This window comes from Pseudarthrobacter sulfonivorans (genome assembly GCF_031454915.1).
GTDB lineage: Bacteria > Actinomycetota > Actinomycetes > Actinomycetales > Micrococcaceae > Arthrobacter > Arthrobacter sulfonivorans_C.
On the sequence record NZ_JAVDRS010000004.1, the window covers coordinates 395795 to 419961 of the forward strand.

Annotated in this window: 25 protein-coding genes; 13 read left to right on the plus strand and 12 right to left on the minus strand. The window is 64.9% G+C overall.

What is annotated here, in order from left to right:
* Positions 1-7 precede the first annotated feature (7 nt).
* Positions 8-1318, plus strand: coding sequence for an MFS transporter (locus J2808_RS12215; protein WP_309816601.1), 1311 nt, complete (start codon positions 8-10; stop codon positions 1316-1318).
* Here J2808_RS12215 and J2808_RS12220 read toward each other — a convergent pair.
* From J2808_RS12220 to J2808_RS12235, 4 genes are all read right to left on the minus strand, one after another.
* Positions 1305-1601, minus strand: coding sequence for an acylphosphatase (locus J2808_RS12220; RefSeq protein ID WP_309816604.1), 297 nt, complete (start codon positions 1599-1601; stop codon positions 1305-1307). The genes J2808_RS12215 and J2808_RS12220 overlap by 14 nt on opposite strands.
* A 5-nt stretch (positions 1602-1606) precedes the next feature.
* A complete protein-coding gene (locus J2808_RS12225; RefSeq protein ID WP_309816605.1) occupies positions 1607-2152 on the minus strand; it encodes a YceI family protein in 546 nt (181 codons plus the stop codon).
* 100 nt (positions 2153-2252) lie between these two features.
* Positions 2253-3200, minus strand: a complete 948-nt coding sequence (locus J2808_RS12230; protein ID WP_309816738.1) for a pullulanase X25 domain-containing protein — start codon at positions 3198-3200, stop codon at positions 2253-2255.
* A gap of 239 nt (positions 3201-3439) precedes the next feature.
* The gene (locus J2808_RS12235; protein ID WP_309816608.1) at positions 3440-4492 is read right to left on the minus strand and encodes an adenosine deaminase; all 1053 of its coding nucleotides are present in this window, start codon (positions 4490-4492) and stop codon (positions 3440-3442) included.
* 339 nt (positions 4493-4831) lie between these two features.
* Between J2808_RS12235 and J2808_RS12240 the strand changes: the two genes are divergently transcribed.
* Positions 4832-5497, plus strand: a complete 666-nt coding sequence (locus tag J2808_RS12240; protein ID WP_309816610.1) for a transglycosylase family protein — start codon at positions 4832-4834, stop codon at positions 5495-5497.
* A 143-nt stretch (positions 5498-5640) separates the two neighbouring features.
* On the opposite strand, the gene J2808_RS12245 is transcribed toward J2808_RS12240, so the two are convergent.
* Positions 5641-6186, minus strand: a complete 546-nt coding sequence (locus tag J2808_RS12245) for a hypothetical protein (protein ID WP_309816613.1) — start codon at positions 6184-6186, stop codon at positions 5641-5643.
* A 211-nt stretch (positions 6187-6397) separates the two neighbouring features.
* Here J2808_RS12245 and J2808_RS12250 point away from each other — a divergent pair, with 211 nt between their 5' ends.
* The 3 genes from J2808_RS12250 to J2808_RS12260 all read left to right on the plus strand — a co-directional run bounded on the left by J2808_RS12250 (position 6398) and on the right by J2808_RS12260 (position 10025).
* Positions 6398-7324 carry an MSMEG_6728 family protein gene (locus J2808_RS12250; protein ID WP_309816617.1) on the plus strand — a complete coding sequence of 309 codons (927 nt, stop codon included), beginning with the start codon at positions 6398-6400 and terminating at the stop codon, positions 7322-7324.
* A 4-nt stretch (positions 7325-7328) separates the two neighbouring features.
* Positions 7329-8189 carry an SDR family oxidoreductase gene (locus J2808_RS12255; RefSeq protein WP_309816620.1) on the plus strand — a complete coding sequence of 287 codons (861 nt, stop codon included), beginning with the start codon at positions 7329-7331 and terminating at the stop codon, positions 8187-8189.
* A 126-nt stretch (positions 8190-8315) separates the two neighbouring features.
* Positions 8316-10025 carry an HNH endonuclease signature motif containing protein gene (locus J2808_RS12260; protein ID WP_309816622.1) on the plus strand — a complete coding sequence of 570 codons (1710 nt, stop codon included), beginning with the start codon at positions 8316-8318 and terminating at the stop codon, positions 10023-10025.
* On the opposite strand, the gene J2808_RS12265 is transcribed toward J2808_RS12260, so the two are convergent.
* Positions 9952-10272 carry a hypothetical protein gene (locus J2808_RS12265; protein ID WP_309816624.1) on the minus strand — a complete coding sequence of 107 codons (321 nt, stop codon included), beginning with the start codon at positions 10270-10272 and terminating at the stop codon, positions 9952-9954. The genes J2808_RS12260 and J2808_RS12265 overlap by 74 nt on opposite strands.
* A gap of 144 nt (positions 10273-10416) precedes the next feature.
* On the opposite strand from J2808_RS12265, the gene J2808_RS12270 reads away from it, so the two are divergent.
* Positions 10417-11208, plus strand: coding sequence for a ZIP family metal transporter (locus J2808_RS12270; RefSeq protein WP_309816626.1), 792 nt, complete (start codon positions 10417-10419; stop codon positions 11206-11208).
* 72 nt (positions 11209-11280) lie between these two features.
* Here the strand turns inward: J2808_RS12270 and J2808_RS12275 are convergent, their stop codons facing one another.
* The gene (locus tag J2808_RS12275; RefSeq protein ID WP_309816629.1) at positions 11281-13797 is read right to left on the minus strand and encodes a Tex family protein; all 2517 of its coding nucleotides are present in this window, start codon (positions 13795-13797) and stop codon (positions 11281-11283) included.
* 143 nt (positions 13798-13940) lie between these two features.
* Here J2808_RS12275 and J2808_RS12280 point away from each other — a divergent pair, with 143 nt between their 5' ends.
* A complete protein-coding gene (locus J2808_RS12280) occupies positions 13941-14237 on the plus strand; it encodes a hypothetical protein (RefSeq protein WP_309816742.1) in 297 nt (98 codons plus the stop codon).
* 230 nt (positions 14238-14467) lie between these two features.
* Here J2808_RS12280 and J2808_RS12285 read toward each other — a convergent pair whose 3' ends face one another.
* From J2808_RS12285 to J2808_RS12295, 3 genes are all read right to left on the minus strand, one after another.
* A complete protein-coding gene (locus tag J2808_RS12285) occupies positions 14468-15538 on the minus strand; it encodes an alkene reductase (RefSeq protein ID WP_309816632.1) in 1071 nt (356 codons plus the stop codon).
* A 102-nt stretch (positions 15539-15640) separates the two neighbouring features.
* A complete protein-coding gene (locus J2808_RS12290; RefSeq protein WP_309816635.1) occupies positions 15641-16213 on the minus strand; it encodes a PKD domain-containing protein in 573 nt (190 codons plus the stop codon).
* Between the two features lie 353 nt (positions 16214-16566).
* Positions 16567-17226 (minus strand): DUF6318 family protein, encoded by a 660-nt coding sequence (locus J2808_RS12295; RefSeq protein ID WP_309816638.1) that lies wholly within the window; start codon positions 17224-17226, stop codon positions 16567-16569.
* A gap of 310 nt (positions 17227-17536) precedes the next feature.
* On the opposite strand from J2808_RS12295, the gene bioB reads away from it, so the two are divergent.
* The 5 genes from bioB to J2808_RS12320 all read left to right on the plus strand — a co-directional run bounded on the left by bioB (position 17537) and on the right by J2808_RS12320 (position 20368).
* Entirely contained in the window at positions 17537-18562 is a 1026-nt protein-coding gene (gene bioB / locus J2808_RS12300) for a biotin synthase BioB (protein ID WP_309816641.1), read from the plus strand.
* Positions 18559-18795 carry a biotin synthase auxiliary protein BsaP gene (bsaP, locus tag J2808_RS12305; protein ID WP_309816642.1) on the plus strand — a complete coding sequence of 79 codons (237 nt, stop codon included), beginning with the start codon at positions 18559-18561 and terminating at the stop codon, positions 18793-18795. Before bioB ends, bsaP begins: the two co-directional genes overlap by 4 nt.
* A gap of 55 nt (positions 18796-18850) precedes the next feature.
* Positions 18851-19285 (plus strand): pyridoxamine 5'-phosphate oxidase family protein, encoded by a 435-nt coding sequence (locus J2808_RS12310; protein WP_309816645.1) that lies wholly within the window; start codon positions 18851-18853, stop codon positions 19283-19285.
* 19 nt (positions 19286-19304) lie between these two features.
* Positions 19305-19748, plus strand: coding sequence for a very short patch repair endonuclease (locus tag J2808_RS12315; protein WP_309816647.1), 444 nt, complete (start codon positions 19305-19307; stop codon positions 19746-19748).
* Between the two features lie 209 nt (positions 19749-19957).
* Positions 19958-20368: an Hpt domain-containing protein gene (locus J2808_RS12320; protein ID WP_309816649.1), complete on the plus strand. Its 411-nt coding sequence runs from the start codon at positions 19958-19960 to the stop codon at positions 20366-20368.
* On the opposite strand, the gene J2808_RS12325 is transcribed toward J2808_RS12320, so the two are convergent.
* Positions 20341-21108, minus strand: a complete 768-nt coding sequence (locus J2808_RS12325) for a response regulator transcription factor (RefSeq protein WP_309816651.1) — start codon at positions 21106-21108, stop codon at positions 20341-20343. The two genes, J2808_RS12320 and J2808_RS12325, sit on opposite strands and share 28 nt — an antisense overlap.
* A gap of 100 nt (positions 21109-21208) precedes the next feature.
* Here J2808_RS12325 and J2808_RS12330 point away from each other — a divergent pair, with 100 nt between their 5' ends.
* Complete coding sequence (locus J2808_RS12330) at positions 21209-22864, plus strand: sensor histidine kinase (protein ID WP_309816652.1); 1656 nt, start codon at positions 21209-21211, stop codon at positions 22862-22864.
* A 71-nt stretch (positions 22865-22935) separates the two neighbouring features.
* On the opposite strand, the gene J2808_RS12335 is transcribed toward J2808_RS12330, so the two are convergent.
* The gene (locus J2808_RS12335) at positions 22936-24165 is read right to left on the minus strand and encodes a 5-methylcytosine restriction system specificity protein McrC (RefSeq protein WP_309816655.1); all 1230 of its coding nucleotides are present in this window, start codon (positions 24163-24165) and stop codon (positions 22936-22938) included.
* Positions 24166-24167 lie beyond the last annotated feature (2 nt).

The following is a 24167-nucleotide window of genomic DNA, read 5'->3' on the forward strand; positions in this document are numbered from 1 at the left end:
TCGGGGGGTGACATCCCAGAGCAACAGGCTGCCTGTCGGCGCCCTGATCGTCCTTGCCGCCATCGGCTTTACCGCCATCACCACCGAACTTCTGCCGTCCGGTTTGCTGCCCCAAATCAGCGCGGACTTTAACGTGTCTGAAGCGACGGCGGGCTACCTGACTGCAGGCTACGCGGCCATCATCGTTCTCACGGTCATCCCGTTGTCCATGGCGCTGTCCCGGATCCCACGGCACTTCCTGCTCATCGGACTGATCCTGACCTTCGCGGCCAGCAACGCGCTGGTGGCGATTGTCTCCGATTTCGGCGCCGCCATGGGTTCGCGCGTAGTGGGCGGCATCGCGCACGGTTTGCTGTGGTCTGCGATGGCCCCCTTTGTGGCCCGGATTGTCCCGGCCCACAAGGTGGGCAAGGCACTGGCGATTGTCTTCAGCGGCAACAGCCTGGGCCTGGCCATTGGCGCCCCCGTGGGTACTGCACTGGGCAACCTCCTCGGCTGGCGCTCGGCTTTCCTGGTCCTGGCCGCCTCCGGTGTGCTGCTGGCCCTCCTCGCCGTGTGGCTGCTTCCCCCGGTGCGGCGCATCCCCGACACTCCGCACCCGTCTCTTCGCAAGGCGATCAGCCAGCCCGGCGTTAAGACCGTCGCCGTCGGCTGGCCCCTGATGCTTATGGCCCACTTCGCCCTGTTCACCTACATTGCACCGTTCCTGCGCGAGGTCCGCCTCCCTGACTTCACCATCCCGCTCTCCATCAGCGTCCTCGGCGTCGCGGGCCTGGTGGGCATCTGGATCGCCGGCATCACCGTGGACTCCAGGCCGCGACGGTGGCACCTCATCACCGTCGGGGGCGTGGTAGTTTCCCTGCTGCTCCTTCCGCTGGTGGGAACCGCGCTACCCGGCATGGCGCTCGGAAGGCTGTCCGGCGGAGACGTCGTTCTGCCGGCGGTCATGGTCCTGATGTTCGTGTGGGGCACCGGCATCGGCGCCATGGGCATCTACAACCAGTCCGCCATCCTTCGTGCCGGCGGTGAGTACAGGGACGCCGCAAACGGCCTGACGGTCCTGACCATCCAGATAGGCATCACCATCGGCGCGATGTTCGGCGCCGCTGCGCTGACGTTCGCCGGGCCCGCACTGATCCCGGCCGCCGCGGCAATACCCGCCGTCATCGCACTTGGGCTCATTCTGGCCGGCCGGCGGCACTCCTACCCGCCGGGCAGGGATGAGCGCCAGCCCCCAAGCTGGCCGGGCCAAGGGCCCGGCTCGGCATCATCGGGGCCCGGTGCAGGGCGGGAAACCGGGCCTGTCAGCGGGCCCTGAAATCCCGGAAGGAACCCTCGGCCTCGCTGATGGCATCCTCAACCCGTTCCACGCGCCCAGGGGCGTTGTCCGACCTCAGCCAGTCCAAAAGCTGCTGCACCTTATCCTTCGGACCCTCGGCAACGATGGAAACCGAGCCGTCGTCGAGGTTTTTCACTACGCCCTTGAGCGCGAGCTCGTCCGCCTTGCCCATGGTCCAGAAACGGAAGCCGACCCCCTGCACCACCCCGAAGACGCGGGCAGAGAGCCGGATATCGCCCCGCGGGGGGCTTCCATCGGTCATGGCCCTCAGGCCTGCTTGACCAGCGCAGCTTCGACGTTGATCTTGACCTTGTCGCTGACCAGCAGGCCGCCGGCTTCCAGCGCCGCGTTCCAAGTCAGGCCGAATTCCTTGCGGCTGATCTCGCACTCTGCTGAGAAGCCTGCGCGGGTGGCGCCGAACGGGTCCACGGCTACACCGGTGAATTCAACTTCCAGCTCCACCGGCTTGGTGATGCCCCGGATGGTGAGGTCGCCCGTGAGCGTGTAATCCTCGCCGTCGCCCTCTACCCCGGTGGCACGGAACGTCATCTCCGGGAACTCCTCGACGTCGAAGAAATCCGGGCCCTTCACGTGCCCGTCGCGGTTGGCGTCTCCGGATTCGAAGCTCGCCGTTTTCACGGTGGCGTGCAGGGAGGCATCTGCCAGGGACTGGCCAACGCGGGCCTCGGCCGTAGCGTCCGTAAAGCGGCCGCGGACCTTGCTGATGCCTGCGTGGCGGACCGTGAAGCCGATCTCGCTGTGGGACATGTCCAGGAGCCAAATGCCTGGTGTCAGGCCTGAGGGAAGGGTCACTTTTGCATCTCCTTGTGCTCGGAAACAGGTGTGGGAACCAGCCAGTACGGCCGGTTCCCACACTGCTTCACTCCGGCGACTTTGTCCAGAGATGCATCTGTCAGTTGATGGTGATGTCCCGCGTGCGGTGGTCATAGCGGATGGTGACCGTGCCGCCGTCGTGGTGCAGTTCGTGGTTGGGGCCATCGAACGTGCCAAATGCGCCGTAGTTCTCGCTCCACGAACGGTTCAGCGCAATCTTGAAGGTGTAGTAGCCAGCCGGCAGTTCGCTGCTCTTCGTCCATAGCTGGGAGCTGAAGTCGAACTCCATCTGCGACTCGTCGTACTGCGGCGCCCAGTTCTCCGGGGCACCGAGGAACGTGTTGAAGTCGCCGGCCACGGCCACAGCCTCTGGCTGCGGGAAGGTTTCCTCGTCCGGTCCTTCCAGCGGCTCCGACACAACGGCTTCCGCCTTGGCCTTCGGTGCGGCAGCCTTGCGCGAACGGACGGCCTTGACTACGGGCTCCACGGCGTCTTCGATCAGCTTGGCGGCCTTTTCCACTGCCTCGGCAGCCTTCTTGGCCGGGGCCTTCTTAGCGGGCGCCTTCTTCACGGGAGCCTCGGCGGACTCAGCGGCAGCCGTCTTTGTGCCCGTAGCCTTGCTGGCCGCAGCCACCTTGGCGGGGGCCTTCTTCACGGCGGGAGCCGCCGGAATCGGGATATCGGCTGGGACAGGAGTCCCGGCGTCGAGCGCTGCCGCGAAGGACTCCGCGTCCGGGAAGGCGACCGTGGCGCGCATGCCGTCCTCGGTGATGGTCCAGCCCGAACGGCCCTTGACCAGCCAGCCGGCCTTGACCAGCTTGGCCGTGGCGGAGGTGAGGGTTTTGTGACCCCGGGGAATGCCGCCGCTGAGCAGCGTGGCCTCGTGGTCGCTGAACGGCACGCGGGCTGTGGCTTCCGCCAGGACCTCGCCGGCGTTGCGGGCATCACCCGTCCACGTGCCCTCCGTCAGGACATTCAGCACGGTCTTGAGTCGAAGGTAGGTGTTATCTGCGGTGGACGTGGCCATCATTCCCCTTATTAAAGCGATCTGTCTCTAGGCATTTTGCCAACACCCTGTTAAATCGCACGACTTGAAATGGTTAACTCTGCGTGTCGTGACCGACTATGACGCGAATTACAGCGGAACTGAGGCAAGAGTCTCGGGTAAGTGGCTGTTTACTCAACCCTCAAGCGCATATTCGGCGTGCCGACAGACACTTCCCGGACACGCTTCGGCCCCAGTGTAGCGAGCACTGCCGCCCTGAGCTACCCGCCGTTCAACTCGTCCAGGAGCTCGGCCTTCCGCTCCTCGGAGGCGAACGACGAGTGGATGGAGTTCGCGGCGAGCCTGGACCTGTCGAACTCAGAGAGTTCAAACACTGCCTGCAGCTGCGCGAAGTTGTCATCCACGTAGCCGCCGAAGTAGGCGGGATCGTCCGAGTTGACGGAAACGTTGAGCCCGGCGGCGAGCATTGCCGGCAACGGATGGTCCGCCAAGGTGTCCACGGCGCGGAGCCGGACGTTGGACAGCGGGCAGACCGTCAGCGGAATCCGCTCGTCCACGAGGCGCTCCACCAGGTCCTGATCCTCCATGCAGCGGATGCCGTGGTCAATCCGTTCCACTCCCAGGACGTCCAGCGCTTCGATGATGTACGACGCTGGCCCCTCCTCGCCCGCGTGGGCGGTAAGCCGAAGGCCCGCTTCGCGGGCCTTCGCGAACAGCCGCTCGAACTTCGCCGGCGGATTGCCCACCTCGGCCGAGTCCAGGCCGACGGCCGCAATGGGAGCGTTTATGGCCAGGAGTCCGTCCAGGACTTCCAGCGCCGATTCCTCCGAAAGGTCACGCAGGAACGCGGCGATCAGCAAGGTGGACATGCCAAAGTCTTCCACCGACGTGGCCAGCGCAGACGCCACGCCATTGACGCAGGTTTCCAGGCTGACGCCGCGGGAAAGGTGGGCTTGCGGGTCCATCATGATCTCGGCATGGCGGACTCCGGCCGCAGCAGCCCGGGCCAAGTACGCGCGGGTCATGTCGGCGAAGTCCTGCTCGGTCTGCAGCACCGCCATGTTGGCGTAGTACAGGTCCAGGAAGGACTGCAGGTCGCTGAACTCGTACAGTGCGCGCAGCTCCTCGAGGCCTGAATACGGGAGCGCAAGGCCGTTGCGTTCGGCCAGTTCAAAGATCAACTCGGGCTGCAGCGTGCCCTCGATGTGCAAGTGCAGTTCGGCCAGGGGAAGGGTCCGTGCGGCCTCCACTTCCGGCAGTTCTCCCGCTGGTTCGGTTTCAGGCGCGGCAGTGCCGTCCGCAAAAATATCCATTCGGTCAGGATAGACCCCGAACGGCCCAGCGGGGTGGCTGTCGGTGGCGTGAAGGTCGGGGCAATCCGCCAGGATTACGGACCTGATCACATTCATCAGCCGGCCACCAGCGGCCCACCAGCCCGCACTCAGGAAAGATCTCGGTTTGATAACGGCCCCCCAATGTCCTAGCGTGAAAGACAAGCCCGCCAAGCGGGCGAAATGAATGCCCGGTGCTGCCTCCACCAGAACTGCCCGGCCGGCAGCCACCGAAAATGACCTCGAATTGTCAGGGGCGGGCAGTGGCGCGATAACCTCCGGGGACGGACCGAGCGCTGGTGGCCTTCAGGAGCATCACACATGAAAAACACCACTATCCGTACTGCCGCACGCCGCGGAGTCACCGTGGCCGCCATCTCGGCCGCCGGACTCGCCCTCTCGGCCACCGGAGCCAACGCGGCCACCGACGGCTCAACCTGGGACGCTTTGGCGCAATGTGAAAGCGGCGGAAACTGGGCCACGAACACAGGCAACGGCTACTCGGGCGGCCTGCAGTTCAGCGCCGGCACGTGGGAAGCCCACGGAGGCACGGGTTCCCCGTCCGGCTCCACCCGCGAGCAGCAGATCGCGGTGGCCGAACAGGTCCAGGCCTCGCAGGGCTGGGGAGCCTGGCCGTCGTGCGCCGCACAGCTTGGTTTGAGCGGCGGGGGCGGCGCGACGGTTGCACCGCAGAGCGTGCCCGTCGAGAGCGTGCCGGTCGAGAGCGTGCCGGTCACCCAGGGCGACGTACAGGCTCCGGCCGATGAGGTAGAGGCGCCGCAGGCCAATATCGAAGCTCCACAGCATGCCGCACCGCCGGCACTGAGCGGCGAAACCTACACTCTGGAGCAGGGCGACACGCTCAGCATCGTCGCGGACAAACTTGGCATCGAAGGCGGCTGGGAGAAACTGGCCGACGCCAACATGGACTCCGTCACCAACCCGGACCTCGTATTCGCCGGGCAGGTCCTCAACCTCCCGGCCTAAGCGTTCGGCCGTTCCCGGGGCATTCCCCTTTCCCCCTTTTGCCCCGGGGACAAACAACGACGCCGGAGCTCCCGCCCCAGGGGAGTTCCGGCGTCGTTCGTTGTTAAGTTTCCTGCTTGCTGCCCGGCGGCAGCCGCCGGCGGCTAAGCTGCGGCCGGGATTTCCCGGACGATGCGCACTTTCCAGGCGGCGGCGTCGCTGGTGTCCAGCAGCACCACGGTGCCGTGGGCGACGTTCAGTGCCACTCGCTTGGCTGCGAGCAGTTCAAGGTAGAGGTGCTCGTTCATGCGGCCGGGGGCATCGATCATGTACTTCACGGCGTCGCGGACCTTGCGGTAGTTGCTGCTCCGCTCCCGGTGCAGATGAAGTTCGAGCATCTGACGCTGGCGCACTTTGGGCTCGTGCTTGTTGAGCCAGGACACTGCCAGGTGCACAGCAACCACGAGGGCCAGGGAAACCGCGTAGATCCACCAACCGCTGTTCAGCAGGAACAAGGGCAGGTTGCCGATGGCCACGAGCGCAATCACAACACGCAGCGCAACAATCCGGCGAAGAGTCAACGCGACGGATGCCATGGCGGCACGAAAACCGTGCTGTTCCTTCCGCGCTTCGGCAGGATCAAGGGTAAATTCATCAAGGACCAGGATGCCCTTGGCCTCCGGGCTGAGCATCTGCCCAAACTTGGGCATGAATGGCTGCGTGCTGCCGGGGGTCGTAACTGAAGAAATAGTCATGGGAGGGCTTCCGGGACGGTGGGGCGTTTCGGTGATCTTAGTGGGTAACGGCAACCGCTGTATGTATCGGTCCACTATGTGAACATCTCAGCCTTCGCGGGGGCCTTCCCGTGTGGCGGCGGGCACTGCAATTGGCACATCCGCCACGTGCCGTCAGACTGAAGGGATGCAAACCTTCCTTCCGTACCCCGATTTCCGGCAGAGCGCCGCAGCATTGGACACCGCCAGGCTTGGCAAGCAGCGTGTCGAGGCGCTGCAGACCCTCCGGGCTCTGGTGATTCCCGAGTACGGCTGGCAGAACCACCCCGCCGTCCGCATGTGGATGGGCCACGTGCCGGCGCTGACGCTGTACGGCCTGGCGATGGTGGACGAATGGACCAACCGCGGCCACGCAGACAACACGCGCGCCAACATCACCGAGTTCGCGCCCCAGGCAGCGCACCCGGACTACGCCGCCAGGATCCCCATGCCGGAATGGCTCGGGAACCCTGACTTCCACCTGAGCCACCGCGCGAAGCTGGTCCGGAAGGAACCGAAGTTCTACAAGTCGGTGTTCCCGGACGCCGACGTGGACCTGGACTACATCTGGCCTGAGCCCAAGCATGAGTTCTATCCGGCAGAACCTGAGGACGACTTCCTGTGGGTCCTTCGCGACCCGCACACGGAGGTCGATCCGCAGACGCTGGACACCGTGGCGCTGCCGCCGGTCCGCCGTGCTGCTCTTGCCGCCTCGGCCGAAGCCGACGGCTACTCCCCCGTCTACGTCGACGACGGGTCCCGCCGCCCTTCCAAGCAGCCGCGCAAACTGGCACCCAAGCCCCTCGTGAAGAAGCCCACCCGGAAGCGCCAGGCACAAGAGGAAGCCTTCGCAACGCTCCCGGGCAAGACCACCGTTGCCGTTTCCTTCGAGGACGGCCAAAAGTTCGCCGTGGGGCAGGTCCTGGGCCGTCCGATCACGCTCGACGACGGCCGCTTCGGCCGGACTTTCAGCGTCGCCGAGGTAATAGACCGGTCCGCTTTCGATTACCCCGCCCTCCTGCAGGATCCGCGGGTATTCTTCCCGGTTCCGACCCCGTCGGTCCTCGCTCCCTGATCGCGTGACCATCCTCCTTGCCGGCTGCGGCGACTTGGGCACTGAAGCCGGCCTGCGCTTCGCCGCGGCCGGGCACAGGGTGGTGGGCTGGCGCCGTTCGCCCGAGAAACTGCCGGCAGCGATCGAAGGCGTGGCCGCTGACCTCGGCTCTGCGGATCTGCCTTCTGTTCCTGCTGACACCACCGCCGTCGTTGTGGCGGTTGCAGCTGACTCACCTACGGAAGCGGCCTACCGCGCTGCCTACGTGGACGGGCTGGCGAACGTCCTGGCCGCACTGGAGCGCGACGGCGTGACGCCTCAGCGCGTGCTTTTTGTGTCCTCCACCGCTGTGTATGGGGACGCTGGCGGTGGCTGGGTGGATGAGAGAACGACGGCGGCACCTGGCGGATTCTCCGGCCGCATCCTCCGCGAGGCGGAGGACCTCCTGCTTTCGCGGTTGCGCGGCACCGGCTCCATGCCTATCGTCTTGCGGTTGGGTGGGATCTACGGTCCCGGCCGGACGCGCTTGATTGACCAGGTCCGCAGCGGCGCCGCCGTGATTCCGGACGAGCCGCGCTACACCAACCGCATCCACCGGGACGACGCTGCTGCCGCGATTGTCCATTTGGCGTCGACAGCCGCTGACCCTGGGCCGGTTTATGTCGGCGTGGATGACGATCCCGCGGATCTTGGGGATGTCCTGCGGTATCTTGCGGCCGAGATGGGGTATCCCGCACCGCCTGTTGGCCCGGCTGGCGAGGCCCGAGGCGGCAACAAGCGCTGCAGCAACGCGCTGCTCCGTGGCTCCGGGCTGGAGTTGGCCTACCCGACGTTCCGGGAAGGCTACCGCGCGGTTCTGGCGCGCACCGGAGTCCGCCACCCCTAAGTAGGCCGGGTGGGAAGCTTCGTTGGACATCCACTTATCCACATCGGCAACTTATGCACAGACAACTTATCCACATAGGCGATTTGCCTGGGTCGTGACGTCGGTGCGTGCTGGGATGCTGTGGGTATGGAAAGCAGAGCAGCGGTGGCGGGCAGTAGCTCGAATCCTGACGCCCCTTGCGATGCTGTGGAGCCGGACAGCGTCGCGGCTGAGGAGACAGCGGAAGCCGTTGAGGGTTCGCGCGCCGTAGATGCTGCCTTGGCCTTCCAGAGTCCGGAAAAAGCCGGACCTCCGGGCCCCTCTCCGGCCGGTAATCCGGATCTGCTGCGTCAGGAATACGACGAGTGTTTGGACACCCTGGCGGCAATCCGATGTGAGGAAGCGAAGTTGGCTGCCCGGAAGGTCCGGACGGTTGCCCGGTGCGCCCATGTGGCCCGGTCCATGGCGGCTCCCGGGCTGTCCCTGCAGGAGCAGACGGCCCAGGAGATGGCTCTCGTGGCTGAGTTGGCGGGTGTGCTGACGGTCAGTGAACCGGCCGCTGCCGACCTTCTGGTTGAGGCCCACGAACTGATGACGGTCCTGCCGTTGACGTTGTCCGCACTGGAGGCCGGGACAATTTCGTGGCAGCACGCCCGGGTCATGGTGGATGAGACCAGCGGTCTGGGTCCGGAGGGGGCGCAGGCGTTGGAGGCGCATTTCCTGGACCCGGAGGCGCCGAACCCGCTCCGGGGCTGTCCCGCGGGTGAGATGGTGGCTGGCCGGTTCCGGGCCAGGGCCCGGACCTGGCGGGAGCGGCACCACCCGGTCAGCATCGAAAAACGCCACACCAAGTGTGCTACCGACCGGCGGGTGCTGTTTTCTCCTGCCCGGGACGGGATGGCCTGGCTCTCGGCCTACCTGCCGGCGGATACCGCGTCGGGGATCTGGGAACGGACCACCGCAGCGGCCCGGGCCCTTCAAGGCCCTGAGGAGCCCCGAACCCTCACCCAGCTCCGCGCCGACATCGCCGCGACCTGGCTCCTCGGCGGGAACGGCAGCACGGATCCCACCGTGCCCGCCAGCGAACCTGCAGATCTACCTGATGGTGTTCCGTCGCCGCGGGCACAGGTCCTGATCACCGTCCCGGTGATGGCCCTGCTGGGTGTGACAGAGGAGTCGGCGATGCTGGACGGGTACGGGCCGATCCCGCCGTCCATGGCCCGCCAACTGATCGCCGACGGCGCCACCTCCTTCCACCGGGTCCTGATCGACCCCCGCGACGGCGCACCGCTGGAAATCGGGCGCACCAGCTACCCGGTCACCAAAGCCCAGCGCCAATGGCTCAGACTCAGGGACGGCAAATGCCCGTTCCCCGGCTGCAGCAACCAGTCCCTGGACAACGAAGCCGACCACGTCCTGGCCTGGGCCAAAGGCGGGATCACCGGAATCAGCAACCTCGGCCAGCCGTGCCGCAAACACCACCAACTCAGACACACCACCGGATGGACACCCACCACACCCACCAAGGACCAGCCACCCGGCTGGATCTCACCCTCCGGGCGGCACTACCAAAGCGAACACCCCGACTGGGAACCACCCACCTGGCCGGGAGGGCTAATTGAGAATACTTCAGGTCCAGACTCAGGTCACGGATTCGGCTTGGAACATGGCAAAGCAGGGAATCCGGACTTGGATTCGGCCGAGCCTAAAATTCCCCTACACGAAGACCACCAGCCAGTGATGCCTGTCGACGAATACTCGGTCAAAGAACCCGCGTCGGAGACTAGGAGTCCTGCCAGCCGCGTCCTTCGACGAAGGTTGCCACCACGGTTCCCACTCCGGCCTGAAGCGAATTAGAAGGGTCAAAGAACAAGCTGGCCTCCCGCGCGCGGCTGTGGGTGATGAGTTGCTCAGCTTCGAGTTTGGCCTCCGCATCCGTGGCGCCGAGGATGCCTGTCCGGGCGGGTAGCTCAGGCGTGTGGACGGTGTTGGCCTCTGTCTTCGTGAGCGGCACGGTGGTATCGGCGTTGATTTCGTCGTTCGGGAATTCAAACTCTGCGTCGTCGGAAGCGGCCGGAACGGTGTATTCCAAGAAGTAAGTCATGACCCCAGCCTTGCAGAAACCAGGGGCAGCCGAAAGCGTAGGGCACGTTCCAGCGACAGCAGTGCGGCACAGCGGATGGGATACCCAGGAACAGCAAAAAAATGCTAGCTTCCGGCGACCTACCTGCACTCCTATACTGACCGGATGATCATGCCGCTGTTTTTCGGCGTCATAGCATCCAGTGCCCTGATTCTGGGTGCCATCATCGGTGTGCGCTTCGAATTGCCCAAACGGCTGTTGGCCATCCTCCTGGCATTCGCCGCAGGATCCCTCATAACGGCCCTCGCGTTCGAACTCTTCGAGGACGCCTACCAGCGTGGTGGCATCGTTCGGGCCGCTTTAGGCCTCATGGGCGGGGCCATTGTCTTCACCATCCTCAGCGCACTACTGGACCGCTGGGCACAACCCGGCGCGCAGGCGACTCCCGCCGATGAACTTCAAGGGAGCGCAAAGCTCGATACCGACGCTGCAGCCAGCGACCGCAAAGCAACCGCTGCTTCCACGCGCGGCGCAGCAGGAATGGCGCTCTTGGCTGCGGTGACCCTGGACGGCGTGCCGGAGAACGTTGCCCTGGGTGTTTCCCTCGGCGAGGGAACGGGCGGGCTCGCCCTGCTCGCAGCAATTTTTGTCTCCAACCTGCCAGAGGCCCTCGTTGGCGCTGCGTCCATGCGCAGCCAAGGCCGTTCCGCCGGAAGCGTTATCGGCCTCTGGCTGGCATGCGCGGTTTTGCTGGTTGTCGCCGTGGTCATCGGAGCAGGCCCGCTGTCCGGAACCGATCCTAAAGCCATCTCACTGCCTTTGGCGTTTGCCGCCGGCGCCGTCATTGCGTCCCTCGCGGACACTCTCATGCCGGAGGCCTACGAGCACGGCGGTCCTGCTGTCGCCATCAGCACCGCCGCCGGTTTCGTCCTCGCCTTCGTTTTGTCGCTCGCCTAAACGGCGCGCACTGAACGAAAGCCAAGCCGAAGCCCGCGCGGGCACCAGAAATGCCATGCCGGAAAGAGACCGCTATTTACCGAGTCCAGCCTTGCGGAGGGCCTCGGCCATCGCGGTGTTGACCGGCGCCGGTTTCGGTGCGGGAGGCCTGCCAGCCGAGGGCTTGGCCTCGGGCTTTCCGCCGGACGGAGTCCGGTTACCGGCACCTCGCCCGCCTGAGTCGCGATTGGCACCGCTGCTCCCCCGAGCGTCCCGCTGCCGCGCCGACTGGCCGCCGGCCCCGCCGCCTCCGCCCGAACGGCCCGCTTCCGAACGGCCCGCTTCCGAACGATTCCCTTCCGAACGCGCCGCCGGACCTCGCCCACCGGAAGGTGACGCCTCGTCGTCGAGCCTTAACGTCAGGGATATCCGCTTACGATCCGGATCGGCTTCCAGTACTTTCACACGCACAACCTGCCCGGACTTCACTACTTCTCGGGGGTCGGAGACGAACCGGTTGGCCAGCGCCGACACGTGAACCAGACCGTCCTGGTGTACTCCCACATCAACAAACGCACCGAACGCGGCAACGTTGGTTACCGTCCCCTCGAGCACCATGCCGGGCTTGAGGTCGGAGATCTTCTCGATGCCCTCGGAAAATGTCGCGGCGGCAAAGGCAGGGCGCGGGTCCCGGCCGGGCTTGTCCAGTTCCGCCAGGATGTCCTGCACGGTGGGCAAGCCAAAGGTCCCGTCCACAAAGGCTCGGGGATCCAAAGACGACGCCGGCGCAGAACCGGCAGCCACCAGGATCTTGCGTGCCACGGAATACGCCTCAGGGTGCACGCTCGAAGCGTCCAGCGGTTCCGCTCCCCCAGTGATCCGCAGGAAGCCCGCGCACTGCTCGAACGCCTTGGCCCCGAGCCGGGGCACCTTCTTCAGTTCACTGCGCTTGGCGAACGGCCCGTGTTCGTTCCGGTACGCCACAATGTTTTCGCTCAGCAACGGCCCGACGCCGGCCACGCGGCTCAGCAGTGCCGGCGACGCCGTGTTCACGTCCACACCCACAGCGTTGACGCAGTCTTCCACCACCGCGTCCAGGCTCCGGTCCAGCTTCGATGCCGTGACGTCATGCTGGTACTGACCCACGCCGATGGATTTGGGGTCGATCTTGACCAATTCCGCGAGCGGATCCTGCAAACGCCGTGCGATGGATACCGCCCCACGCAATGAAACATCCATGCCGGGCAGCTCGGCCGCGGCCAGCGCCGACGCCGAGTACACCGATGCCCCGGCCTCGGAGACCACAAGTTTCTGCGGTTTCTTCTCCGCGGCGGGCAGCAGCTTGATCAGCTCCGCGGCGAGCTTATCCGTCTCCCGGGACGCCGTGCCGTTGCCGATGGCCACGAGCTCAACGTCGTGTTTCCGGGCGAGACCCACCAGCGTCGCCAGGCCCTCGTCCCATTTCCGGGCCGGCGCGTGCGGATACACGGTGTCCGTGGCAACCACCTTGCCGGTGCCGTCCACAACGGCCACCTTCACACCCGTCCGCAGCCCCGGATCCAGTCCAAGGGTGGCGCGGTTGCCGGCAGGTGCGGCCAGCAGGACATCCCGGAGGTTTGCGGCAAACACGCGCACAGCCTCATCCTCTGCGGCGGTGAACATCCGGCTGCGAAGGTCGGCGGTCAGCCGGGCGAGAACTCGCGACCGCCAGGCTAGCTGTGCGGTCTGCATCAGCCAGGTGTCGGCGGGACGGCCGCGGTCGGCCACCCCGAGACACCTGGCCACCGCCGCTTCGTAGCGCGAGCGCGCGGCGGCAAGGGCGTCGTCGTTATTCGGGTCGGCCTCGGCGAGATCCAGTTCCAGGACGCCGTCCTTCTCACCACGCAGCAGGGCGAGCACACGGTGAGAGGGCATCCCCGACGGCGCCTGCGCGAACTCAAAGTAATCGGCGAACTTCTGGCCCTCGGCTTCCTTGCCCTTCTTCACGCGCGACACCATCCGTCCCTGGGTCCAGAGCCGCTCCCGCAAGTTGGCGGCAAGGTCCGGGTCCTGGGCGACCCGTTCCACAAGGATGGACCGGGCACCGGCGAGCGCGGCCGGCGCGTCATCAATGGAATGCTCCGCATTCAGGTATTTGGCCGCCTCGCGCTCAGGATCCAGATCAGGCCGCTTCAGCAGCGCCTCGGCGAGGGGCTCCAACCCGGCTTCGCGGGCGATTTGCGCCTTCGTGCGCCGCTTGGACTTGAACGGCAGGTAGATGTCCTCGAGCCGGGACTTCGTGTCCGCGGCAAGGATCGCCGCCTGCAGCTCGGGCGTCAGCTGACCCTGCGAGGCGATGGCTTCCAGGACAGTACGACGGCGGTCCTCGAGTTCGCGGAGGTAGCGCAGGCGCTCGTCGAGCTCCCGGAGCTGGGTGTCGTCCAGCGTCCCGGTGGCTTCCTTGCGGTACCGGGCGATGAACGGGACGGTGGATCCGCCGTCGAGCAACTCCACGGCGGCTTTGACCTGCCAGGTTTTAACGCCTAGCTCAGCGGCAATCTGGGCGTGGATGGCGCTGTCCGGATTTTCGGCGGACACGGGTGCGGACGGGGCGTGCGGGAGTTGGGTCACCAGAACATTTTGCCTCACCGGCCTTGCCGTCTCCAGCGATGCCGCACCTGCGGACATGACCGGCCGGGGTATTCCGCTCCGGGCCGCGAAGTGCTGTAGTGGATATGCCGTCACCGGTAATCACTCTCGAGGAAGAGGACACCATGCGGGAACTGCTCATCGTCTTTCAGGACGGATTCGAAGAGGCGAACATCACCGTCATGGTCAACGGCAAGGAAGTCCGCCGCGACGTGGGCGTCACCACTAACCCGCTCCTGGGGGAAGCCTTCGAAACGTCCGTGGAACTGCCCGCGAAAGGGGCACAGGTGGGGGTCGAAGTGACAAACCGTGGCCTGAAAGCCATCACCAAAGTCAGTGGAAAGCCCAAGAGCCTGCTCGTTTCCATCCAGGACGACAAGCTCGTGATGCGCGAAGGCACAGGCCGGGAAGCATTTATGTAAAGCCTCTAGCAATACTCCATTCGCTGGAGTATTCTGGCGTTACCGCTCATCCTTTACGAGCCTGAGCGGGCCAACTTTTTCGATAAAGAGCCAAACAGCCGTCGGATGGCTTTCGGCTCAAGCTGCCGGGACAGCACACCGAGCAGCCAACGACGGCGGCACCCAAAGCCGGGTGCCGCCGTCGTCGTTAACCACCGATCACGGCCCACTCTGGACCGCACTGCGCGGGACTATGCCGAGTGCACGGGGTAATCCGTGTAGCCCGCTGAGCTGTCTGCGTAGAACGTGGACGGGTCCGGTACGTTCAGGGGAAGGTTTTCCTTCCAGCGCCGGGCGAGGTCCGGGTTGGCGATGGCGGGCCGGCCCACCACCACTGCATCAGCATGGCCGTCGGCTACCAGGCTGGCCGCTTCGTCCCGTGTGGTTACGGTGCCGAAGCCGGAGTTCACCAGGAATGTGCCGTTGAAGCGTGCCCGGAGGTCCTGGACCAGTTCGCTGGTTGGCTCATGGTGCAGGACGCTGAGGTAGGCGAGGTTCAGCGGGGCGATGCTGTCCACCAACACTTCGTAGGTGGCGCGGGCATCGGCGGCGTCAGTTTCGGCGATGCCCTGGACGTTGTGCTGGGGCGAGATACGGATGCCGACGCGGTTGGCGCCAACCGCGGCGACCACGGCGTTGACCGTCTCGATTACAAAACGCGCCCGGTTCTCCGGCGACCCGCCGTAGCTGTCATCGCGCACGTTTGAGTTGGGGGCCAGGAATTCGTGCAGCAGGTAACCGTTGGCCGAGTGCAGTTCCACGCCGTCGAAGCCTGCTTCGATGGCGTTGAGCGCACCTGTGACGATTTCCTGCATAACGACAGGGAGCTCGTCGCTGGTCAGTGCGTGCGGCACCGGGTACGGCTTCTTGCCTGACGGCGTGCGGACTTCGCCGTCAATGGCGATGGCGCTCGGAGCCACGAGGGTGTGCCCGCCGGTGATGTCCTCATGGGACACGCGTCCGCCGTGCATGACCTGTGCAAACATCCGGCCGCCCTCGGCGTGGACGGCGTCGGTGACCTTCTTCCAAGCGGCGATCTGCTGTTCCGTGACCAGTCCTGGCTGGCCCGGGTAGGAGCGACCGGCGGGGCTTGGGTAGGTGCCTTCGCTGACGATCAGGCCCAGGGAAGCGCGCTGGCGGTAGTGCTCCACGACCAGCGGGCCAGGCACACCTTCCTCGCCCGCACGTAGGCGGGTCAGCGGCGCCATCACCAGGCGGTTGGACAGTTCAAGCTCACCGAGAGCCAAGGGGGAAAACAGCATGCGCAGTTCCTTTCGCAGGGGAATTGGTACTGCTGGGCCCAACTGGCTGGCGTCCGCATCTATTCCGGGCGAGACCACCATCACTCCGTGGTGGAGCCGTAGCTACTCGTCTGACGCCACCCCTGGGCAACCCTGACCCTGCGGGTTCTGGTTGCAGTCGTCGGCGTAATTCCGGGTGATGGAGCGCCAGACGCTGATAGTCTGCGGCGCCGCACTGAACTGACCCTGGCCCGGGATGGGCAGCGGGGGTCCGTCGTTCACTGAATACGTTCCTTGGAACGAAGTGGTGAGAACCACTTCGAAGTCACCCGTTTGTGCATACACGTGGCTGGTCCGCGTCTTCTCACCCCAGCGATCCTGAGGCAAAGGACCGCCCATGGAGGACTGCGGGCCGAAGACCGTGCCGTCGCCGTAGTTCCAGGTGTATTGGACCGGAGTCGCCACGACATGAACTTTCTGCCCGAACATCGTCACGTCAAACTGCTGCTCAGCAGGGTCGGCATAGAAGTTCGTTTCGGCGCCCCGGAGGGTGTGCGGGCTGGGCTGCGCGACGACGGCTCCCGCGTTGATTGGAAGGCTTTCAAACCGCTTCTGGATCTGGCCGGCAATTTGCTCCAGCACGTCAACGGGCTTCTCGTCATAGATGCAGGTTGGCCCGGCGAAGAAAGTGTACACGTTCAGCACCTTCAGAGATCTGTACCAGTTAACGACGCGGCCGTTATCCCCATCGGTGCATTCAACATCGGGCCCCGCACAGTTCGATCCGTCGAGATTAGGGTCTACTCTGCATGCGTGTTTGGATCTGTACTTGAAGGGGTCATCCGGAAGCCCAACCGGCACGGAAGTCCATGCGTTGCTCTGAGGATCATGAAACCAACCAGCTGCGGAAGCGCCATGGCCACCCCAAGCGGTCCCAATGGCTGGTGAATCGGCGGAGTCTGACACGGCTGTCGGCCCTGGCATCAACAATAGGACCGTGGACGCCATCACGCCGAGCAGCCTCGCCACTGTTGGAGCACGGACAGCCATTACTTCACCAGGTGTTCGACAGTGTTGGCTTTCCATCCACTTGCACCGAAACCGGCAATGACGATGTCCCCAATAGCCGGCTGTCTCGGCACACTTCCCTTGAGCGTGGCATCCGCAAGGTAGTAGTCAGTTGTATCTTGGTACACCTGGACGACGGCTTGATACTCTGCTGTGCCGGTCTCGATGAAGTCCGAATGAACGCCCTCCACATGCATCTTGCCGCCAGCCATCCAGCGTCCATCCGAATGCCACTCCGTGACTTCGGTTTTTACCTTTGCACAGCTACCGCAGGCGGGGCCTGAGGCCGACTCCAGCGGCTCTGTATCACCGGTCTCGTACGCGTAGCTCAGCGTTGCGTACCAGTAGCCCACGAACGCCTCCAGCCCCTCCTTAGTCTTTTTCTTCGCTACCTCCGGAAGCACCGGAACCGGTACGTTCTGGGCGCGACCGCTGGCCGATGCCGGCACGTACGCGGGGGTCGCCGTCGGAGTCGGCGTGGCACTGGGGCTGGGCGTCTGAACTGCGGACGGCGACGTCGTGTCCGTTGCACCAGGATCGCTGCCCGAGTTGCACCCAGTTAGAACCAGGGCAGACGCTGCCGCAATTGCCACGAGATGCACGCGCAGACGCCGGACCGTAAGAAAGTTGTGCGATGTCATGGGCAGCTATTCCCCCGATAGTTTCAAGACGCCTCACTCCGAACAATGACTTAAGGGTAGCCCAGGTCACACCAGAGCAATCAAAGTTATCCACAGTCACCCGGCATCGGTTCTACCACCGGGACCGACCAACAAAAAGTCACAAGAGGAGGATGACGCCCCGGGATACCGCCGGCCTCACGGGAGCGGCATTTGTACCCACGCCCAACAAACAGTCCGGGCCGCCGTTGTAGCCACCGCACAAAAACCGCCCCACAGCGCCGAACTAGCGTCAAGGGAGACCCCGGAACTAAAAACAAAGGACAAATTAATGACGATTACGGCCGCGCCACAGACGAGTAGTCACCCAATCCTTGAAACAGCAAGAAGGCAGGTCCTCGAAGACGGCATCGGCCTGACCCAGCCGCAGCTCGAGGAGGTCCTCCGTCTCCCGGACGAGGCCCTGCCCGCCGCCCTGCAACTCGCCCACGAAGTCCGCCTGAGGCACTGTGGCGAAGACGTCGAGGTGGAAGGCATCATCTCCATCAAGACCGGCGGCTGCCCCGAGGACTGCCACTTCTGCAGCCAGTCCGGCCTGTTCGATTCGCCCGTCCGCGGCGTCTGGCTGGACATCCCCGAACTGGTCAAAGCCGCCAAGGAGACCGCCGCGACCGGAGCCACCGAGTTCTGCATCGTCGCCGCCGTCCGCGGACCCGACATCAAACTGATGAACCAGATCAAATTCGCGATCGACCGCATCAACGAAGAAGTGGACATCAACATCGCCTGCTCCCTGGGCATGCTCACCCAGCGCCAGGTCAACCAACTCAAAGAATGGGGCGTGCACCGCTACAACCACAACCTCGAAACCGCGCGCAGCTACTTCCCCGAAGTCGTCACCACCCACACCTACGAAGACCGCCTCGAGACCTGCAACATGGTCAAGGACGCCGGCATGGAACTGTGCTGCGGCGCCCTCATCGGGATGGGCGAAACCCTCGAACAACGCGCCGAACTCGCAGCCCAGCTCGCCGCCCTCGAACCCCACGAAGTCCCACTGAACTTCCTCAACCCGCGGCCCGGAACCCCGCTCGAAAACCAGGGCCTCATGGATGGGAGAGACGCCCTGCGCGCCATCGCCGCGTTCCGGCTGGCGATGCCGCGCACCGTGCTCCGCTACGCCGGCGGCCGCGAACTGACCCTCGGCGACCTCGGCACCCGAGAGGGCCTGCTCGGCGGCATCAACGCCGTCATCGTCGGCAACTACCTCACCACCCTGGGCCGCCCCGCCAACGCCGACCTCAACCTCCTGGTCGAGCTCAACATGCCCATCAAGGAACTCCAGAAGACACTATGAACCGGGTTCCACTCCCCACCGGCCCAACCACGGCCGAGTTCTGCGGCCACTGCGGCGAACCGTCCGACGGCGGTGCGCCGCCGCCGTCGCACGCCCACCGGCAGTGCCAGGAGCTGCTGCAGTTGGAACCACCCCGCTACTGCCGCGAATGCGGCCGGCGCCTCAAGGTCCAGGTGTCGCCCCTGGGCTGGTGGGCGGCCTGCTCACGCCACGGACGCAGTGAGGCTGACTGAAAAGGATTCCCCGCAGCCCTAGAATTCTTCTACAGAACGTAGAACAATGGTCCGTATGATGTTCACCCACGCAGACGGCAACCCGGTCCTGGAACTCGACGATCAGCAGTCCTGGCAACTCCTGGAAGCAACCAAACACGGCCGGATAGTGGTCTCGGTTGCCGGCGAACCGGACATTTTTCCCGTGAACTACGTGACGTCGGGCCGGAACATCTACCTCCGGACGGCGCCCGGAAACAAGCTGGCCCAGCTCACCATCAACTCCAAGGTGCTGTTTGAAACTGACGGCATCCTGTCGGATGAGGCCTGGTCCGTTGTCCTCCGGGGTACGGCGCGGGTCCTGACCAATTCCGCGGAGCTTGAGGCCGTTGAAGCGCTGGAGCTCAAGACCTGGGTGCCCACACTCAAAGATTTCTACGTAGAGATCGTGCCCACGTCCGTCAGCGGGCGCCACTTCCAGCTAGGCGAACAGCCGGAGCGCGAGATCTAGGAGCTCCTAGACTGGAATCATGGCGGACAGGCTAACGCCCGCACAGCGGAGCTGGAATATGTCCCGCATCCGGGGCAAAAACACCAAGCCGGAATTGCTGGTGCGCCGCCTTCTGCATGCCAAGGGCTACCGCTACCGCCTCCACGGCAAGGCCGGCAAAGTCCGGCTGCCCGGGAACCCGGATCTGGTTTTCGCCGGGCGGCACAAGGTCATCTTCGTCAACGGCTGTTTCTGGCATTTCCACGACTGCCGGGTGGGCCAGCACGCCCCCAAAGCCAACGCCGCTTTCTGGGAAGCCAAGCGTGCTCGGACCCGGGATCGGGACGCCCAGCAGCGCATCCAGTTGGAAGCTGCCGGCTGGGAAGTCCTGACCGTGTGGGAGTGTGAGCTGAAGGACGGCTCCGCCCTTGAAGCGCAGCTGGTGGAGTTCCTCGGTGCGCAGGAAACGCCTGCCCGAAGTTGAGCCAATCTTGAGCGTTTGCCCGCGCCTGAATTGATCGGCACCGGCGAAGATGACTGCTAAAGCATAAACCCGCATTCTCCCCAAAAAACCCCCAATCTTGGCGCCAAACGGCTACGGGAGCGGGGAAGGGATCTAATCTGAAGATGGACAACGACCCACGCTGCCGCCCCAGTTTTCTGGAGCGGCAGTCTCAATCGGAAAGGACAGAAATGGCTCCCTCCGACGATGCTGGGCGGCCCTTGGTGGATCCTTCCGTGCTTGACCGGCTCCGCGAAGAACTGGCCGAGGACGAGGGCTACTGCACCGTTTTTGTGGGCAATTTCATCGACTATTTACCGGTCCGGATCGGCAAGCTTCGCCTCGCACTGACCACCGGAGACCTCCCGGGCGCCGTGGATGCTGTCCTCAGCCTCAAGACGTCGAGCCAGATGGTGGGCGCCGAACGGCTGGCCGGGCTGGCCATGGACCTTGAACGTTCCATCCGCGAAGACTCGCCCCGCGAGGAGCCCTCCGTTGCCCTGCCCCGGCTGGCCGCCGACTACCTCCGGCCCATCAACCTTTGCTGCCGCCAGACGCTTAACCGCCTGGAGGCTCAGCGCTCCACAGGTGCCAGCCGGTAGCCGACACCCCTGACCGTCTGCAGCCAGCGGGGACGCTGCGGTGAGTCGCCGAGCTTCTTCCGGAGGTTTCCCATGTGGACCTCCACGGACCGTTCGTCTGCCTCGCTGATGTAACTTCCGACGTCGTAATCCTCGTCCCGGAGGCGACGCACCAGATCCGATTTGGTCCGGACAGTCCGGCCCGCCTCGAGCAGGGCGTAGAGCAATTCAAACTCCGTTCGGGTCAGGTTGAGTTCCTGGCCATCCACGGTGACGGACCGCGAAGCGTATGTCAGGTCCAGGCCGTTGTGGCTGTAGTGGCCTTTGCCGATTCCATTGCTATCGGCCGGCTGATCCGGAGCCGGGGTGCCCTCCGCCGCGTCCGGCACAGAGCGGGGCCGGCGCATCATCGCCGCGATCCGCGCGCGGAGCTCCCGGGGGCGGAACGGCTTGGTCAGGTAGTCATCCGCCCCGGACTCAAGGCCGATCAAGGTGTCCAGCTCTTCGGCCCGTGCCGTAAGCATCACGATGTAGGCGTCCGAGAATTCGCGGATCTGGCGGGAGACCTCGAACCCGTCGATATCGGGCAAACCCAGATCGAGCGTGATGACGTCAGGATTCAGCGTTTTTGCCGCCAAAACCCCCTCAGAGCCGCTAGCGGCCACCGTAACCTCAAAACCTGCCTGGGTCAGGACTGTGCGTACCAGCTCCCGGATATCCTGGTCATCCTCGATGACCAGACCCACTCGCGCTTCACTCATACAAGCCCCCTCAGCCAGCTTGACAACGTGAGAAGTATAGCCCGCTGCCGATACCCTGTTGGTATGCGTCTCACTTACCCAACACTTCTGGCTGCCGTTTATGAGTGAGCCAGTAGCGTGGGCTACGGGCCGTCTGAGGTTTTTCCGTCGTCCTTTCCACGAATACCGGCTGACCGACAGGGTGGCCCTGAGCCAGACACCCCTGTTCATCACCACGCTCCTGACGGCATTCCTCATGTGGGCGTTCTTCCCGGGGACCATGGACAATCCGCTTTTTGTGGCGTTCCTGGGCTCCCAGCTGGCCATTATGGCGCTGTGTTACCTGGTGCCGTGGGATCGGCTGCCCTATACAAGTTTCCTGGTCATTCCCCTCCTGGACTTTGTTTCCATCGCGGTGGGCCGGGAGGGCGGTCAGGAGAGCCTGACCGGCATCAGCCTTTTGTCGGTTTTCCCCGTCATCTGGCTTTGCGCGTCGGGCTACTATCCACGGGTTTCGCTGTGGTTATCGTTCCTCTGCCCGTTAGCCATCATCTGGGTTCCGCTCTTCATCCACGGCGACGTGTCTGGACCCAGCCTGGCAAAGTCCCTGCTCCTGCCCGTCATGATGCTTGGAATCGGAGTGTCCGTCAGTGTCCTGACCCTGAGCATGATGCGCCAGCAGCGGACGCTCGAGGAGAAGGACGAGCAGCTCCAAGCCAGCCTGGGCAGCACCAAGCGGCAGGAGGCCCTGCTCAACTCCGTCCTGGACACCGTGCACATGGGCGTCCTGGCCGTGGACGCAGATGGGCACGACATCCTGATGAACCGGAAACAGCGCGCCAACCACGAGCTGGCGCGGCCGAAGGACATCGACGATCCGAACGAGTCGCAGCTGCTGGTCTTCGCCGGGGACCGCACTACTCCTGTCCCGGTTGAGGACCGCCCCGTTCGGAGGGCTGTCCTGGGCGAGACGTTCACGGACTACTTGGTCTGGCTCGGCGCCGGCAAAGAGCAGCGGGCCATCACCACCAGCGCCCGCGCCATGAAGGATGCAGACGGACACTTCGCGGGTTCCGTTATTGTCTTCAGCGACGTGACGGATTTGGTGAACGCCCTGGCGGCTAAGGACGAATTTGTCTCCAGCGTTTCCCATGAGTTCCGGACTCCCCTGACGTCCATCCTGGGCTACGTGGAGATCCTCTTGGAGGACGAACCCCGGGATGACCAGCTGGGACCTTTGAACATCATCAGGCGCAATTCAGAGCGACTGCTGACCCTGGTTTCTGATCTGCTCGCCACCAGGAACGGCCAACTGATCGTAACGCCGCATGCAGTGGACGTCGCCGAGCTGGTCCGCGCCAGTGTCGCGGCTGCCATGCCCAAGGCCGATGCTGGCAGCGTAGTGCTCAAAGCCGACGCACCGGGCCGTCTGGACGCACACGTTGACGGCCCGCGCATCTCCCAGGTCCTGGACAACCTGGTGTCCAACGCCATCAAGTATTCACCGGACGGCGGGAACGTGGTGGTGTCCTTGGCGGAGGAAGACGGCCACGTGGCCTGCCGGGTCAGCGACACGGGGATGGGCATGAGCAGCGAGGACCAGGCCGAAGTGTTCGCCAAGTTCTTCCGGACCAGCAGCGTGCGCCGGACGGCCATCCCCGGCGTGGGGCTTGGGCTACCCATCAGCAAGGCCATTGTGGAGGCCCACGGCGGCACCATCCAGGTGGAAAGCAGACTGGGCTACGGCACGACATTTACGTTCCGCGTGCCTGTGTAGTCCCCACCCGCACCCTTACCTCGCAAGCTCGGTCAGGGAACCCTGCGGGCGTGGGCCCACCACCCGCACCGTCACGGGGCTGCCTGCCGGACGACATCACCCCAGGACTGCCGTGCCAGCTCCGCCACCGCTGCCAGGATGTCCGACGGCGGCAGCGACAGATCCAGCGGAAACTCCACAATGTCGATGTCTGTGTTGAGGATCCTCCGCAGCTTCATTTCGCCGGCCCCTGCATAGATGAGCCAGGCAGTAGGGACGCCGAGGGCTGTGCAGTGGGCCAGCATCTGATAGTGGTCGGCGGTCAGGGACGCGCCAAGGTCCGCAGCGGCCTTGTACTTCGCGTTGTAGACCACCACCGGACGCCCGCCCAGCAGGTGCACGGCATCCGGGCGCACCGAGAGCCGGTCCGCGTCATGGACGGCCTCGCTGAGGAGCGCGTTGTACTGGAGCCGCATCTCCCCCGGGTACGCCGCCATGGCCTCACGGAGCGCAGCGCCCACGAAGTCTTCAAACACCTGCCCCATGTCCACCACGAACGAAGCCGTCTGCTGCTTGCCTTCGCCGGCTTCAGCGGAGGCGTTCCGGAGGATGAGCCCGGCGAGGCGCAGCACCGAGTGGTAGCGGACGTTCATCCTGCTTGGTGTCCACGGCGGCAGCGGAGCCCCGGCTGGAAGGCGGGTAACGGCGTCGAGCTTTCCCTTGAGCTGGCGCAGGCGGCTCAGCACCTCAGGCCGGACGCGCGGGACCTGGCCCATCCGTTCCAGGGCGGCCCGCAGGATCCGGTTTTCGGCGATGTCCTCGGTGAACTCGTCGTAGGACACTTCAAGCGGCACCAGCATTCCGGGGCGGCGGGAGATCTGGTCCGAAATCCGGATGCGGCCCTTGACGGTGCGGAGGGACTCATCCACGGTCAGGTAGCCCTGCAGTACACCGCGGCCCAGGGCACGTTCGGCCAGCTGGGCCAGGGACTCCGCCAGCGCGCTCCACAGTTCGCGGTCCTCGACGGCGGACACGGAATCCGGCCGGAAACCCTGGTTGCCGGCGTAGCTGAGGAGGAACAGCAGCCGGCTCAGCCCCAGCCGGTCCTTGGGACGCACGTCCAGCTGCATGGTGGCGGTCCGGACGGACCCCACCTTGCCCACCGGCTCGATCCGGTACAGGCCCATGCCCATCGGCGCGGCCTTGGCCAGGCCGCTCGCGTTCAGGAACGCCGCGCTGGCGGCGTCCAGCCGGTCCACAATGCCCCCGGACACCTCGTCCAGGACCAGGTGTTTGGTGCCCTTCGGCGGGCCACCATGCACTG

Bases quoted from the DNA above. Each gene is read 5' to 3' on its own strand.
- J2808_RS12315 (WP_309816647.1), top strand. From the start codon at position 19,305: ATGGCGGACAGGCTAACGCCCGCACAGCGGAGCTGGAATATGTCCCGC.
- bioB (WP_309816641.1), top strand. From the start codon at position 17,537: ATGACGATTACGGCCGCGCCACAGACGAGTAGTCACCCAATCCTTGAA.
- J2808_RS12295 (WP_309816638.1), bottom strand. From the start codon at position 17,226: ATGACATCGCACAACTTTCTTACGGTCCGGCGTCTGCGCGTGCATCTC.
- J2808_RS12330 (WP_309816652.1), top strand. From the start codon at position 21,209: ATGAGTGAGCCAGTAGCGTGGGCTACGGGCCGTCTGAGGTTTTTCCGT.
- J2808_RS12250 (WP_309816617.1), top strand. From the start codon at position 6,398: ATGCAAACCTTCCTTCCGTACCCCGATTTCCGGCAGAGCGCCGCAGCA.
- bsaP (WP_309816642.1), top strand. From the start codon at position 18,559: ATGAACCGGGTTCCACTCCCCACCGGCCCAACCACGGCCGAGTTCTGC.
- J2808_RS12320 (WP_309816649.1), top strand. From the start codon at position 19,958: ATGGCTCCCTCCGACGATGCTGGGCGGCCCTTGGTGGATCCTTCCGTG.
- J2808_RS12310 (WP_309816645.1), top strand. From the start codon at position 18,851: ATGATGTTCACCCACGCAGACGGCAACCCGGTCCTGGAACTCGACGAT.
- J2808_RS12245 (WP_309816613.1), bottom strand. From the start codon at position 6,186: ATGCCCAAGTTTGGGCAGATGCTCAGCCCGGAGGCCAAGGGCATCCTG.
- J2808_RS12270 (WP_309816626.1), top strand. From the start codon at position 10,417: ATGATCATGCCGCTGTTTTTCGGCGTCATAGCATCCAGTGCCCTGATT.
- J2808_RS12235 (WP_309816608.1), bottom strand. From the start codon at position 4,492: ATGGATATTTTTGCGGACGGCACTGCCGCGCCTGAAACCGAACCAGCG.
- J2808_RS12230 (WP_309816738.1), bottom strand. From the start codon at position 3,200: ATGGCCACGTCCACCGCAGATAACACCTACCTTCGACTCAAGACCGTG.
- J2808_RS12280 (WP_309816742.1), top strand. From the start codon at position 13,941: ATGCGGGAACTGCTCATCGTCTTTCAGGACGGATTCGAAGAGGCGAAC.
- J2808_RS12325 (WP_309816651.1), bottom strand. From the start codon at position 21,108: ATGAGTGAAGCGCGAGTGGGTCTGGTCATCGAGGATGACCAGGATATC.
- J2808_RS12260 (WP_309816622.1), top strand. From the start codon at position 8,316: ATGGAAAGCAGAGCAGCGGTGGCGGGCAGTAGCTCGAATCCTGACGCC.
- J2808_RS12285 (WP_309816632.1), bottom strand. From the start codon at position 15,538: ATGCTGTTTTCCCCCTTGGCTCTCGGTGAGCTTGAACTGTCCAACCGC.
- J2808_RS12220 (WP_309816604.1), bottom strand. From the start codon at position 1,601: ATGACCGATGGAAGCCCCCCGCGGGGCGATATCCGGCTCTCTGCCCGC.
- J2808_RS12265 (WP_309816624.1), bottom strand. From the start codon at position 10,272: ATGACTTACTTCTTGGAATACACCGTTCCGGCCGCTTCCGACGACGCA.
- J2808_RS12240 (WP_309816610.1), top strand. From the start codon at position 4,832: ATGAAAAACACCACTATCCGTACTGCCGCACGCCGCGGAGTCACCGTG.